The organism is Pseudarthrobacter enclensis (assembly GCF_030811655.1).
GTDB lineage: Bacteria > Actinomycetota > Actinomycetes > Actinomycetales > Micrococcaceae > Arthrobacter > Arthrobacter enclensis_A.
Genome location: NZ_JAUSRE010000020.1, coordinates 19994 through 33447, shown reverse-complemented (window position 1 = coordinate 33447; position 13454 = coordinate 19994). Strand labels below are relative to the sequence as shown.

General features: G+C 66.5%; 15 protein-coding genes. 10 read left to right on the top strand and 5 right to left on the bottom strand.

Annotated elements, in window-relative coordinates; all coding sequences use genetic code 11:
• Nucleotides 1–22: 22 nt before the first annotated feature.
• The 5 genes from J2X98_RS17040 to J2X98_RS17020 form a co-directional block, all read right to left on the bottom strand.
• The gene (locus tag J2X98_RS17040) at nucleotides 23–844 is read right to left on the bottom strand and encodes an alpha/beta fold hydrolase (RefSeq protein WP_307310535.1); all 822 of its coding nucleotides are present in this window, start codon (nucleotides 842–844) and stop codon (nucleotides 23–25) included.
• Between the two features lie 174 nt (nucleotides 845–1018).
• A complete protein-coding gene (locus J2X98_RS17035; RefSeq protein WP_307310533.1) occupies nucleotides 1019–2029 on the bottom strand; it encodes a sensor histidine kinase in 1011 nt (336 codons plus the stop codon).
• Nucleotides 2026–2712, bottom strand: a complete 687-nt coding sequence (locus J2X98_RS17030; RefSeq protein ID WP_307310530.1) for a response regulator transcription factor — start codon at nucleotides 2710–2712, stop codon at nucleotides 2026–2028. Before J2X98_RS17030 ends, J2X98_RS17035 begins: the two co-directional genes overlap by 4 nt.
• Before the next feature lie 5 nt (nucleotides 2713–2717).
• Nucleotides 2718–3416, bottom strand: a complete 699-nt coding sequence (locus tag J2X98_RS17025; RefSeq protein ID WP_307310528.1) for a DedA family protein — start codon at nucleotides 3414–3416, stop codon at nucleotides 2718–2720.
• A gap of 8 nt (nucleotides 3417–3424) precedes the next feature.
• Nucleotides 3425–4186, bottom strand: coding sequence for a phosphatase PAP2 family protein (locus tag J2X98_RS17020; RefSeq protein WP_307310525.1), 762 nt, complete (start codon nucleotides 4184–4186; stop codon nucleotides 3425–3427).
• A gap of 488 nt (nucleotides 4187–4674) precedes the next feature.
• Here J2X98_RS17020 and paaA point away from each other — a divergent pair, with 488 nt between their 5' ends.
• From paaA to J2X98_RS16970, 10 genes are all read left to right on the top strand, one after another.
• The gene (gene paaA, locus J2X98_RS17015) at nucleotides 4675–5670 is read left to right on the top strand and encodes a 1,2-phenylacetyl-CoA epoxidase subunit PaaA (RefSeq protein WP_141940375.1); all 996 of its coding nucleotides are present in this window, start codon (nucleotides 4675–4677) and stop codon (nucleotides 5668–5670) included.
• Between the two features lie 50 nt (nucleotides 5671–5720).
• Complete coding sequence (paaB, locus tag J2X98_RS17010; RefSeq protein WP_373460917.1) at nucleotides 5721–6056, top strand: 1,2-phenylacetyl-CoA epoxidase subunit PaaB; 336 nt, start codon at nucleotides 5721–5723, stop codon at nucleotides 6054–6056.
• Nucleotides 6053–6961, top strand: coding sequence for a 1,2-phenylacetyl-CoA epoxidase subunit PaaC (gene paaC / locus J2X98_RS17005; RefSeq protein WP_307310517.1), 909 nt, complete (start codon nucleotides 6053–6055; stop codon nucleotides 6959–6961). The genes paaB and paaC overlap by 4 nt, the downstream gene beginning before the upstream one ends.
• A gap of 5 nt (nucleotides 6962–6966) precedes the next feature.
• Nucleotides 6967–7509 (top strand): 1,2-phenylacetyl-CoA epoxidase subunit PaaD, encoded by a 543-nt coding sequence (gene paaD / locus J2X98_RS17000; RefSeq protein WP_307310685.1) that lies wholly within the window; start codon nucleotides 6967–6969, stop codon nucleotides 7507–7509.
• A 9-nt stretch (nucleotides 7510–7518) separates the two neighbouring features.
• Nucleotides 7519–8745 (top strand): 1,2-phenylacetyl-CoA epoxidase subunit PaaE, encoded by a 1227-nt coding sequence (gene paaE, locus J2X98_RS16995; protein WP_307310514.1) that lies wholly within the window; start codon nucleotides 7519–7521, stop codon nucleotides 8743–8745.
• A gap of 25 nt (nucleotides 8746–8770) precedes the next feature.
• The gene (locus J2X98_RS16990) at nucleotides 8771–9562 is read left to right on the top strand and encodes an enoyl-CoA hydratase/isomerase family protein (RefSeq protein WP_307310511.1); all 792 of its coding nucleotides are present in this window, start codon (nucleotides 8771–8773) and stop codon (nucleotides 9560–9562) included.
• A 164-nt stretch (nucleotides 9563–9726) separates the two neighbouring features.
• Nucleotides 9727–10326: a hypothetical protein gene (locus J2X98_RS16985; protein WP_307310509.1), complete on the top strand. Its 600-nt coding sequence runs from the start codon at nucleotides 9727–9729 to the stop codon at nucleotides 10324–10326.
• A 2-nt stretch (nucleotides 10327–10328) separates the two neighbouring features.
• Nucleotides 10329–10610 (top strand): PqqD family protein, encoded by a 282-nt coding sequence (locus tag J2X98_RS16980; RefSeq protein WP_307310506.1) that lies wholly within the window; start codon nucleotides 10329–10331, stop codon nucleotides 10608–10610.
• A 223-nt stretch (nucleotides 10611–10833) separates the two neighbouring features.
• Nucleotides 10834–11838 (top strand): hypothetical protein, encoded by a 1005-nt coding sequence (locus J2X98_RS16975; protein WP_307310503.1) that lies wholly within the window; start codon nucleotides 10834–10836, stop codon nucleotides 11836–11838.
• A gap of 42 nt (nucleotides 11839–11880) precedes the next feature.
• Complete coding sequence (locus tag J2X98_RS16970; RefSeq protein ID WP_307310501.1) at nucleotides 11881–13443, top strand: polysaccharide biosynthesis tyrosine autokinase; 1563 nt, start codon at nucleotides 11881–11883, stop codon at nucleotides 13441–13443.
• The last annotated feature ends 11 nt before the right edge of the window (nucleotides 13444–13454 follow it).

Genomic DNA, 13454 nt, shown 5'->3' with positions numbered 1-13454 from the left:
CGCGCGACGGGAGAATCCGGCGTCAGGTCCCGGTGCTGAAAAAGCCCCTGAGCTGGGTGGCTATGGCGGCGGCGGAGACCTGGTGGGTTTGGCCATCGAGGACGCGGTATTCGCTGCCGGCGATGGCTCCCGCGATGGCCCTTTGCCCCTGGGCCATGGGAGCGCCGGCTTTTCCGCCCACCATGACGAGGGTGGGAACGGTAATGGTGCGGAGCCTTTCCAGCGGGGCCACGAAGTTGTTGGTCACCCGGGTTTCGTAGGGCAGGGTGTTTGCCGCCGCGATCTGCTTCTTCCACACCCCGGGCATGAGTCGAAGGAGGTAGGGGAGAAAGGCCGGTGCTCCCACCATTTTGACCAGGAAGTACGATACGGCGCTGCCGCGCTTGCCTTCCTTCAGCAGGGCTTCCAGGTGCTCGCGGTGGCTCCCCGGCGTCCCGTCCGCACCCTGGACACCGGTGTAGGGCGCCTCATAGGTGGCCAGCCGCCGCATCGGCACTCCCGCTGCGGCAGCCTCGAGGGCCAGGGCAGCGCCGGAGGAGATCCCGTAAACGTAGGGGCTGGAGCCGGCCTCATTCAGCACGGCTTGGAGATCCTCGATCTCGCGTTCAGTGGCGTAGGGCAGAGTTTCGCTGCTGTCACCGCGTCCGCGGCGGTCGTAGAAATAGACCGTGAAGGCGTCCTTCAGTTCGTTCGCCAGGGCACGTGCAGGCCCGAAGTTCCGGCCGCAGAAGGCTCCGTCCACCAGGACCAGGCTGGGTCCGGTACCCATCCGCTCGACGCTGAGGGAGGTACCGTCGGGCGACAGCACCGTGGACACGGTGCCCGTTTCCTGGGTTTTGGTCATCGCGGCGCTCCATTCAATGGCAGGTCAAGGCGCAGCCCAGCCTCCCGGGTAACGCGTGCCGAGTCAAGGGTTTCGAGTCAGGGGTGTGGAAAACCGCTTCAGGCCGCCGGGTGGAACGTGCTGGCAAAACGGTGGAGGAGGCTTCCCGGTCCGCTCCAAACCCCATACGGGCGGTCAGGCCGCGGCCAGGGGCAGCGCGAGTTCCATGGTGGTTCCGTCCGGTCCGCTGCGGACAACTTTCACGGTGCCTCCGGCTGCGGAAGCAATCTCGCGGACCAGCGCCAGCCCGATCCCAAAGCTGCGCCGGCCCTGCGCCTCGCCCGTCCCGCCGGTACGGACAAAGCGGTCGAAGATCCGGTCCGGGTCCACGCCGCTGATCCCGGATCCGGTGTCGGAAACCCGGACCAGCGCCCACGAACCCTCAACGGCGGCGGAGACGGTGATGCTCCCGCCCGCCGGTGTATGCCCCAGCGCGTTGTCCGCCAGGGCCAGCACGGCGCGCCGGAACGAACTGGGATCGATGCGCACCAAAGCCGGGCCGCCGCCGTCGAACGCCACTTGGACGCCCTGTTGGCGGGCAAGGTCCTGAAGGCTCCCGGCCACGGACCCGGCAGCCAGGCCGACGTCCACCGGCTCCAGGTCCGGCACGGTCGCGGACGCGGTGGCCGCCAGGAGCAGCTCGTTCACGATCCCGGTCAGCGTGGATGCGTCTTCGCGGATCTTCGCAAGGGCCTGTGCCGGTTCCGATCCGGGTTCGGCTTTGCGCTGGGCCAGCTGGATGCGGGTGTCCAGGATGGCGAGGGGGGTGCGCAGTTCGTGGCTGGCGTCCTGGACGAACCTCCGTTGCCGGGCCAGCGCTTCGCCCAGGGGCCGGATGGCGCTGCGCGCGCTGAGCCACCCCACCAGCCCGGCCAGCACAATGCCCGCCAGGCCTGCAAGGATCATCCCCTCGATCAGGTCCCTGGAATCGAGGTAGGTGTACGGTTTCCCGGGCTCGGTGGCCCCGGGCAGGACCGGATGGGCCAGCTTGTACATCAGGAAGGCGGTGGCGGCTGCCAGGAGGATGAGGACCAGCGCGGCCACGCCGGCGCTGATCCGCAGCGCCACCTTCAGCGATGCGCGGCGCAGGATTTCCCGGTCCGGGTCGCCGGCGGCAGGGGAGGTGCTCGGCCCGGAAGTAGTCATGAGGGGTCGCCGATCTGGTAGCCAACGCCGTGGACGGTGCGGATGACGCTCCTGTCGATCTTGCGGCGAAGGTGGTGGACGTAGGTGTCGATCACACCGGGCTGGTCCGTCTCCTGGAAGTGCGCGGCGAGCAGTTCGTCCCGGGTGAACACCCGGTCGGGCTCCGCCGCCAGTGCGGCCAGCAGCTCGGTTTCCTTTGCGGTCAGCGAGACGGTGCCGCCGTACAGGGAACGGACAGCGCGCGACGCCGGGTGGAATTCCCACGTGCCGATGCCCACCGGCCCGGCCGGACCTTCCCCCGCGGGCTGGCCATAGGTGCGCGTCAGTGCGCGCAGGCGCGCAGCCAGCTCGCCGCCGTCGAACGGTTTTGTCAGGTAGTCGTTGGCGCCGGCGTCCAGGCCGCGGACTTTTTCTGCGGTGTCGCCCAGCGCGGTGAGGATCAGGATGGGGGTTCCGATGCCCTTGGCCCGCAGGGCGGTGATGACGCTGATGCCGTCCATCACGGGCAGGCCGCGGTCTATCACCATCGCGTCCCACGGCTGCGTCAGCCCAAGGTGCAGGCCCTCCTGCCCGTTTGCCGCGAGCCGGACCGTGAAGTCGGGCTCCAGCAGCTCGGCAATCAGCGGGCCCAGGACAGGATCGTCCTCCACCAGCAGCAGGGCCAACCCCTCACCTGTTGTCATGCCGCCTATTCTTCCGCAGCCGCCTCAACGCTTTCGTCCACGGGCTGTTCCGCGGCGGCCAGCCGGTTCTTCCGCCGGCGCTTCAGATACTCCACGATCCACGGCACCACGGAGACCAGGACCATGATCACGGCAATGACGTCGATGTTCCTGGCGATGATCTCGTAGTGTCCCAGCCAGGTGCCCAGGAGGGTCACCGACGTCGCCCATGCCAAAGCCCCCACCATGTTCCAGAGCGTGAACGCCTTGTATTCGTACCGCGCGATTCCGGCGGTGAGCGGCGCGAAGGTCCGCACCATGGGGACAAAGCGGGCCAGTACGACGGCGGCGCCTCCGTGGCGCCGGAAGAAGTCTTCCGTGACGGTCAGGTGGGAGGTTTTGAGGATGCGGGCATCGTCCTTGAACCAGCGGCGGCCGAACTTGCGCCCCAGCAGGTACCCCACCTGGTCGCCGCCGATCGCAGCTGCGGTGATGACGCCGATCAGCAGGGGGAGCGCCAGGTTCAGTTGCTGGTGCAGGAGACCGGCGGTGAAGAGGAGGGAGTCGCCGGGCAGGAAGGGGAACAGGACGCCGGATTCAATGAACACCATCGCGGCGATGATCCCCAGTGCGGCCGGGCCAAAGCCCTCCAGCAGGCCTGCGGGGTCTAGCAGCGACGGCGCCCCGGCGGCTGCCGGTGCCAGCGACATCAGAAGGCTGTGCATGGTTGCCCTTACGCCCGGCGGGAGCGGCGGAGGATCCTGGCGGGAACACGTTCCACCAGGGCGGGAGCGAAGCGGTTCCAGAGCCCTGCGAGCAGGATGGCAGCAGCGCTCGCGGCGAAGAAGGACGCCGTTACGTCGGTGGGGTAGTGGACCCCCACGTAAAGGCGGGACCAGGCGACGATCAGTGCGATGAGGGCACCGGCCGCCGCGACCGGCTTTGCCCAGCGGGTGCCGCGGGCCAGGAAGTACAGTGCGAAGGCCAGGGCCACCGCGAAGCTGACGTGCCCGCTGGGGAAGCTGTTGGAGCCGGTCTCGGGCGCCAGCGGGTCGAACAGCAGGGCGGGGTTGGGCCGCTGCCGGGCGAACAGGAGCTTGAAGGCCTCGCTCGCCACCCAGCCCGAGCATGCGGTCAGCCCGAACGCCACAGCGGTCACCAGGTCGCGCCGGAGCAGCCAAATGGCCAGGGCTGCGGCCGCGACCAGGAGCAGGCCCACCACCGGGCCGAACAGCAGATTAATCCCCATTGCCACGGCGGTCAGTACGGCAACGTGGTGCAGGCTGAGCGTTTGGTCAACACCCAGTTCTGCAGCCGTGTCGCCGGGGACCAGTTGCACGGTAAGGCCCAGCGCAACGACGGCGGCGCACAGCAGTGTGCCCAGCGGCAGCCAGTGGCGGGGCTGGGGGAGTGCCCTGAACTGGATGCCGGCGGCCGGGGGTGCCGCGGGGGCGGTCTGCGGGTGCGTGTGGTCTTCGTGAGCTGTTCCGAGCATTTCATCCTTGGTGGAGTAGCAGGGCGCTGTTCGGCCCGTACTTCCACTCTCCCCGTTGGGCTTTAAGAAAGGCTTAAGAAGTGCGCGGTTCCCGGTGTCTGCGGTGGTGCTTCGCCTTCGGCCCGCGTTGTGCTTTCGACGCGCAGATCCGTTTAGGGTGCGCAGGTTCCTTTTCGCGCCTCATATTTGGGCCTCGAAAGGGAGACAGTGCGTCGATGAGGTAGATGCGCATCGAAAAGTGAGCCGCAGGCTCCGGCAGCAGGAATGCGCGACGGCGGCCCGCGCCTTTTGCTCGAGAGGTGGTGGGGCGTTGGTGGATTGGCTGCGAAAGGTGATGGGGCGTTGGTGGATTGGCTGCGAGAGGTGGTGGGGCGTTGGGAAGGGGGAGTGGGTGCACGCTTGACGAGCTCCGCCGCACCAACATATCCTGAACGAACGGTCGGTAAATAATTCCGAGCCGCCCATCAGGTCTTTGCATAGGAGCAACCATGGCAGCGCAGAACTTGCAGTCAGTGCCGGCTGAGCTAACCCCGGAAGAGGATGCGGCAGGCCAGGCCCACTTCGACCGGATCATCGCCGAGGACTCACGGATCGAGCCCCGCGACTGGATGCCCGCCGCCTACCGCAAGACCCTGCTGCGCCAGATCAGCCAGCACGCGCACTCGGAGATCATCGGCATGCAGCCGGAGGCGAACTGGATCACCCGCGCCCCCAGCCTGAAGCGCAAGGCCATCCTCATGGCCAAGGTCCAGGACGAGGCCGGCCACGGGCTCTACCTCTACTCCGCCGCCGAGACCCTTGGACAGACCAGGGACAAGATGATGGACGACCTCATCGCCGGCAAGGCCCGCTACTCCAGCATCTTCAACTACCCGGCGCTGAGCTGGGCGGACATGGGCGCCATCGGCTGGCTGGTGGACGGCGCAGCCATTTGCAACCAGGTCCCGCTGTGCCGCGCGTCGTACGGTCCCTACGGCCGGGCCATGGTCCGCATCTGCAAGGAAGAGTCGTTCCACCAGCGCCAGGGCTTCGAGATCCTGCTCGAACTTTCCAACGGCACCCCCGAGCAGAAGCAGATGGCCCAGGACGCCGTGAACCGCTGGTACGCCCCGGCCCTGATGATGTTCGGGCCGCCGGACGACGATTCCCCCAACTCCAAGCAGTCCATGGCCTGGAACATCAAGCGGTTCAGCAATGACGAGCTCCGCAGCCGCTTCGTGGGCATGATGGTGGAGCAGGTCCGGGTCCTGGGCCTCACCCTCCCCGATGACCAGGTCCGCTTCAACGAGGACACCAAGAAGTGGGAGCACGGCCCCCTCGATTGGCACGAGTTCCAGGAAGTCCTGGCCGGCCGCGGTCCCTGCAACGCCCAGCGCCTGGAGCGCCGGAGGGCAGCGCACGACGACGGCGCCTGGGTCCGTGAGGCAGCGGCGGCTTACGCAGCAAAACAGTCAGCAAAGCAGCAGAAGGAATACGCAGCATGATCCCCACCGACTCCCCAACCTCGCAAGCTCGGCCGGGGACCCCGGTCGGCGTGGCCCCAGCCGGCAACCCGGAAATGCCCGCCCCGGCACCGGAACACCACGACCGCTCCGCCTGGGGCCTGTGGGAGGTCTTCGTCCGCTCCAGCCGCGGCCTGAGCCACGTCCACGCCGGATCCCTGCACGCCCCGGATGCCGCCATGGCCCTCCGCAATGCACGGGACCTCTACACCCGCCGAAACGAGGGCGTCTCCATCTGGGTGGTTCCCGCCGACGCCATCGCCGCGAGCGACCCCGACTCCAAGGGCTCGTTCTTCGAGTCCCCGCAGGGCAAGGACTACCGGCATGCCACGTACTACACCAAGAGCGAAGGGGTGAAGCACCTGTGAGCACCCATACTGAAGGCCACGGCGACATCTCCACCGGCGTGGCCGGCGGCGACTCCAACGCCTCCGCCACCCGCATCACCCCCGGCAACGCCCTCCGCCCGGAGGACATCGCCCTCGAGGTGAAAACCGGCCTGGTCAAGCCCTCCGAGGACGTCGCGGAGTACGCCCTGCGCCTGGGCGATGACGCCCTGATCCTCGCGCAGCGCCTCGGCCACTGGATCTCCCGGGCGCCAGAGCTGGAGGAGGACATCGCCCTGGGCAACATCGCCCTGGACCAGCTGGGCCACGCCCGCAGCTTCCTCACCTACGCCGGCGCCGGCATGCTCAAAGAAGACGGCACGGCCAAGTCCGAGGATGACCTGGCCTACTTCCGCCGCGAGCACGAGTTCCGCAGCGTCCAGCTGTTCGAGCAGCCCAACGGCGACTTCGCGGCCACCATCGCCCGCCAGTTCGTGGTGAGCTACTACCAGTACGAGCTCTACCGCCGCCTCACCGACTCCACGGACGCCACCCTGGCCGCCATCGCCGCCAAGGCCGTGAAGGAAGTGGACTACCACCGCGACCACAGCAGCCAGTGGATCCTGCGCCTGGCCGGCGGCACGGAGGAATCCCGCACCCGGATGATCCACGGCCTGCGCCTCATGTGGCCGTATGTCGGCGAACTGTTCCGCGACGATGAGCTGACGCAGCGCCTCGCCGAGGCGGGTGCCGCCGTCGCGCCGTCCAGCCTGAGAGAAGACTTTGACCGCCTGACCGCCGAAGTCCTCGCAGAGGCCGAGCTGGAGGTCCCGGACGTGCCCGCAGCCCCGGGCGGCGGCCGGCAGGGCAAGCACTCGGAGCACCTGGGCTACATCCTCGCGGAGATGCAGGTACTGGCCCGCGAGCACCCCGGAGCCAGCTGGTGACCGTCATGGACATTTACGTCAGCGACTTCGAGGCAAAGCGCACGACGCCGGCACAACAGTCGGCGGAGGAACGCGCCTGGGACATCGCGGCCACAGTGGTGGATCCGGAGATCCCGGTGCTCACCATCGCTGACCTCGGCATCCTCCGCAAGGTGGAGGTGGCGGACAACAAAGTCACCGTCACCATCACGCCCACGTACTCGGGCTGCCCGGCCATGGACGCCATCCGGGACGACCTTTACACGGCCTTCGCCAAGGAGGGTTACGGGGACGTGCACGTGGACCTGGTCCTGGCCCCGGCGTGGACCACGGACTGGATGACCGAGGCCGGCAAGCAGAAGCTGCAGGAGTACGGCATCGCCCCGCCCAGCGGCCACTCCAAAGCGGGCGGCCACAGTGGCCCTATCCGGCTGAGCCTGGCCGTGAAGTGCCCGCAGTGCAACAGCCTCAACACCAAGGAACTCACCCGCTTCGGTTCCACGTCCTGCAAGGCGCTGTATGTGTGCCAGGACTGCAAGGAACCGTTCGACTACTTCAAAGTCCTGTAAGGAACCCCCATGCCTGTTGTCCGCCAGACCGCCGCCGAAGAGGCTGAGGTGACCGGCCGCCGTCGTCCGTCCTTCCACACCCTCGAGGTGAAGGAGGTGCGCCGGCTCACCGACGATGCCATCGAGGTCAGCTTCCATGTGCCGGCCGAGCTTGCCGGCAAGTTCGACTACCTGCCCGGCCAGTACGTGGCCCTCCGCACCACGCTGCCGGATGAGAACGGCGAGCCGAAGGAAATCCGCCGCAGCTACTCCATCTGCGCCGAGCCGCGCAGCTTCCCGGACGGCACCAGCGAGATCCGTGTGGCCATCAAGAAGGACCTGGGCGGGCTGTTCTCCACGTGGGCCAACGCCGAGCTGAAGGCCGGGGACACCCTGGACGTGATGAGCCCCATGGGCGCGTTCGTGTCCAAGCACGGCCGGGACGGGCAGGCCGTGGAGCAGAACGTCATGAACTCCATGAACCACCCGGAGGAGCTGGCGGGGGAGCCAGGCAACTTCGTGGCCATTGCCGCCGGGTCCGGCATCACCCCGGTGATCGCGATCGCCCGGACGCTGCTGGCCGCCAACCCGGACACCCGGTTCGACCTGATCTACGCCAACAAGGCCGCCATGGACGTGATGTTCCTGGAGGAGCTGGCGGACCTGAAGGACAAGTACCCGCAGCGGCTGGCCATCCACCACGTGCTCAGCCGCGAGCAGCGGATCGCGCCGCTGCTGAGCGGCCGGATCGATGCGGAGAAGCTGCAGCAGCTGCTGGGCACCGCACTGCACGCGGACGATGTGGACGAGTGGTTCCTGTGCGGGCCGTTCGAGCTGGTGCAGCTGTGCCGGGACACCCTGGCCGAGCGCGGGGTGAAACCGGAGAACGTCCGGTTCGAGCTGTTCACGTCGGGCAAGCCGGACCGTCCGGAGGGGCAGGCCGGCCGTCCCGTGGTGGTGGACGAGTCCAAGGAGACGTACAAGATTACGTTCAAGTTGGACGGCCTGCAGGGCGAGGTGGCCAGCCCCACGCACGCCCGCGAGTCGATCTTGAACGCGGCGCTGCGGGTGCGCCCGGACGTGCCGTTCGCGTGCGCCGGGGGAGTGTGCGGCACCTGCCGGGCCAAGGTGGTCACCGGCAGCGTGACCATGGACGAGAACTACGCACTGGAGCAGGATGAGCTGGACAAGGGCTACGTCCTGACCTGCCAGAGCCACCCCACCAGCAAGGAAGTCACCGTCGACTTCGACGTGTAAGTCTTTCCCCTACTTGAGGAGTCCCATGATTTCCCTTTCCATCAGCAACGGCATCGCCGAAGTCGTGTTGGACGCCCCGCACAAGCTGAACTCGCTGGATGAGCAGGCGCTGCGGGATTTAGCACAGGCGTACGACGACGCTGCTGCCGCCGCCTCACGTGGTGAGGTGCGGGCGCTGCTGCTGAGGGGAGAGGGCCGGGCCTTCTGCGCGGGCCGGGACATCGCAGGGGTGACGCCGGAGAATGACGACGCCGCCGCGTACTTGGGCGGCCTGGTGGAGCCTCTGCTGAAGAAGATGGCCGTGTTCCCCGCGCCGACGTTCGCGGCAGCGCAAGGCGCCTGCCTGGGGGTGGGGCTGGGGCTGCTGCTGGCAACGGACGTGGTGTACGTGGCGGAGAATGCGAAGTTCGGGTCGCCGTTCGCCAAGCTGGGGGCGACGCTGGATTCGGGCGGCCACTGGTACTTCACCGAGCGGCTGGGCATGCACCGCACGCTGGACCTGATCTACACAGCGGACCTGATCTCGGGCGCCGAGGCAGTGGCGCAGGGGATGTTCAGCCGTGCCATGCCGGCTGATTCGCTGCTGGAGTCCACGCGTGCCATCGTGTCGCGGGTGGCTGCCGGCGCAACCGGGGCATTCGTTGCTTCGAAGGAGCTGGTGGCACACATCCGCGACCATCGACTGGGCCTGTGGCAGGCTATGCAGGAGGAGAACGACGAGCAGGCACGCCTCTGCAAGACCGACGACTACGCGGAGGGTTTCCGCGCGTTCCAGGAGAAGCGCGAGCCGAAATTCACGGGAATCACCCTCGTGTAATTAGCCTTTAGCAACCCTTGCAGAATTCTTGATTGAACCTTGCAAAGGCGTTTCAGAAATCTTTATTTGCGTTCGAAAGAGTAAGCGCAGCCGGGTAAATCCGGTTATACAGCGCTGCCGGTCTCAAACAGGCGGCGAAGACTGAACTTACTCTGGGGGCACACTTGTCTGAAGTTCTGAACACTGATGTCGATAGTCAAGAAGAGAATGGCTTCAGCCGCCGAAGGGTAGTCGCGGGGGTTGCGTGGTCGCTTCCGGTAATCGCCACGGCCATCGCCGCTCCTGCCGCAGCGGCATCCGGCATCTCTGCCACAGCAGCCCTGACAGGCCCCGGCTCAAGCATCACTTTCGTCAGCTCATCGGGTACCGGCACGGGTACCAACCACAACGGCACCGGGCCAACCGGATTCCAGATCACCAACAGCGGTACCACTTTTACGGGCGCCGTCAGCGGCACCGTGAATATCACGCCCACAGGAACGGTGGCTGCGGGGGCGGGCGTACAGTCAATCCAGGCAGGCTCCACCGCGCTGACGCTGACCGGGGCATCCTACTCAAGCACCCACGTGTACAACGCCACCTTCAGCTACGGCGGCGGCATCACTGGCGGCCAGACCTTGAACTTCCCCATGTCGTTCCAGTACGAGCGCATCTCGGGCTCGCAGCCGAGCAAGGTGACGTACAACTACACGCTGACCCTCACGCTCAGGCTTCCGGACGGCACCAGCCGAACCCTCACCGGCGCCCTGACGGTCAGTTACTGACAATGGTCTGGAAACGTGGCGGTCTGGTCGCTGAAGTCTGCACGAAACCCCGGGCCCGTGTCGCCCTGCTGCACCTCGACGCAACCCAGCCCGTGGTCCTGGAGGGAACTGCTGCGGTCATCTGGGACCTGATCGATGGCGAGCGGAGCGAGCAGGACATCTTCGCGGAGCTTCAGGGGACCTTCGAGGACCAGTCGGGACAAATGCAGGCCCAGGTAGAGGAATTCCTGGCGACCCTCGAAGCGCAGCGCCTGATTGAGGCTGCCCGCGGCGTTTCCCACTAACGGCATGGCGGCAGCGGGAACCACGGAGAGCGCAGGGCTGGCCTGGAAGCAGCGACTGCTTGAGGAATTGGCAAGGGGCGGCGATCTTCTCTGCCTAGATGTTTTGGGGCAGCAGTTTGCGGTGCGTTGGGGCCGTGCGGTCACATGGCAGCAACGGGTCAGCATGAGCATGGCTTGGGCTCGCTGCGCCAGCAGCCGTGAGCCTCTGCTGCCGCCCGTACCCGTGGAACCGCTATACGCCAGGCCGTTCACGGCCTCGGTGGCCTGTACGTCCGCGAAGCGCGAGGGCGGCACGTTCCAGCTCGCTGCAGCCTCCTTCGAGGAGCTGGCGGAGAACCTCACGTCCCGTCTCACGGTTGCCGCCATCCTGGCCAACGCAGGTGAGCTGACCATGCTCCACGCATGCGGCGTGGCGGACCCAGCGTCCGGGGCCGTGGTGGCACTGGTGGCCAAGTCGGGAACGGGAAAGACCACAGCGGCCTCCGTGCTCGCCAGGACCTATGGCTACGTCACGGACGAGACGGTGGCCATCGCGTGGGACGGTTCAGTGGTTCCGTATCCGAAGCCGCTGTCCGTCAAGCAGGAGGCCGGCGCTCCGAAGCGTCAGGCGGCACCGGACGAGTTTGGGCTGCAGCCAGCGCCGGCGTTGCCATACATCCAATCGATCGTGCTCCTAAAGCGAATCCAGGGGACGCGACAAATGGCTCCTGTGCTGGAGAGGGTACCGCTGGCGGACGCATTGCTCGCGCTGATTCCGGAGTCTTCCTCGCAGGCAGAAGTCGTGGATCCGCTGCAATCGCTCTGCCGCCTCATCGAGAGCGTTGGGGGAGTGTGGCAAGTGACCTATTCCGAGGCAGCGGACCTCCCGGCCGCGCTGGAACCACTGTTTCGCCTGGAACCAGCCATGGACACAGAGTGGGAGCCGGCGGCAACAACAGGTGTCCAGCTGGGACAGGCCCCGGTCGGCCACATCCAGCGCAGGGCTCCACGCGATGCGGTCGCAATCGGCGGTGAGCTGCTCGTCATGCTGGACACCCAGATAGTGCGCCTCAGCGGCATCGGTCCCGCACTATGGGACGCCTGCGCCAACCCCGTCAGCTTGGACGAGATAACCAGGCAGGTCGGCAACGTGCATGGCAAACCCGAAGGTTACCGCGAAGCCATTGCCGGAGCCGTAGAGCGACTCGTCGCCACGTCAATTTTGGAACGCGCCAGCAACCTGAACTGACCCGCACCCGAGCATCCAAGAACTTGAATCTAAGGAACCATCATGAGCACAACAGCAGCCTCTGCGGAGGCACCGCCGGGCCTGGACCTGGCGGACTACCTGAACGTACTCCGGACGTACTGGAAGGCCATTGTCGCCTTTACCCTGCTGGCCACCATGGCCGCCGCCGGCTGGACGGTCCTCCAGCCAAAGGTCTACTCCTCCGATTCCAGCGGCATCGTGGTCACTCCGGGTTCGGACAACGTGAGCCTGGCACTGGCCGGGGACAGCCTGGCCAAGGCAAAGGTCAAGGACTACGAGTCGGTGGCCAAGTCGCGGCTCGTCGCGGAGCGGGTCATCCAGGCCCTGGACCTGAGGACGTCCGCCGACGTCCTGCTTGGGAGCATCAGCATCAAGGTGCCGCTCGATACGGCTCAGATTACTGTCACCGCCCAGTCGACTGATCCCGGCACCGCCCAGCGCGTAGCCGACGCATGGGTCAATGGCCTTGCTGCCCAGGTGGAAGCCATCGAGACGGCACCTTCACCCGGAGATGCTTCCACCACATCAGCAGTACCCGACGTCGGATCGTCCCCGAACACAGTGACCGCTGTCCGTGTACTCCCGCTGGGTAAAGCTGTGCTGCCCACCAGCCCTACCTCACCTAACGTCAAGCTCAACCTGGCTCTGGGAGCTCTCGTTGGGTTGGCCGTTGGCGTAGGTTATGCCCTGATCCGTCGCCACCTGGACCGTCGGATTCGCCGCGCGGCAGACATTGAACGGCTGTTCGGTGTGCCCGTCATCGGCACCCTGCCGGTGGACCACCGGTTGGATGAGAAAAGCACCATTGTGGATGCCGGCGCCGCCGCGGAGCTTCATGACGCCGGCGGGGCCATGGCCGAGGCTCTCCGCGAGCTTCGTACCAATCTCAGCTTCCTGGACGTGGACCAGCCACCCCGGGTCATCGTGGTCACCAGCTCTCTCCAGGCCGAGGGCAAGTCGACCGTGACGGCAAATCTTGCGGTCACAATGGCGGCAGCGGGTGAAAACGTAGTGGTGGTCGACGGCGACCTCCGCCGGCCCACTCTGGTGGACGTTTTCAACCTTGTGCCGGGTGTCGGGGTCACCGATGTGCTCACGGGTACGACAGATTTGGCCGATGTTCTTCAGCCCTGGGGAGCACTGCCCAACCTCTCAGTTTTGGGGTCGGGCCGTATCCCGCCCAACCCCAGCGAGTTGCTGGGGTCCCGGGCGATGAAGAACATGCTTGCGGCCCTGGCCAAGGATGCCGTGGTCCTCATCGACGCACCGCCGCTCCTTCCCGTTACGGATGCTGCTGTCCTCTCCCGCGCAGCCGATGGCGCAATTCTCGTTATCCGTAGCGGAAAGACCACGCAGGATCAGCTGGACCAGTCCCTTGGGAACCTCGAGAAAGTCAAAGGACGGGTCTTGGGTGCCGTCCTCAACTACGTTCCCGTCAAAGGTAGGGATGCCTATTCCTACTACGGAACCTACAAAGCCGCTTCGATGCCGTCCGCGGAAGCGGCTACCATCGAGGGCCGGGAAGACGAAGACGTCCTTGGAGCGTTGGAAGCCGCGTCGGGTGGCCGCAGGGCCAGGGTGTAGAGGTGCCGTGA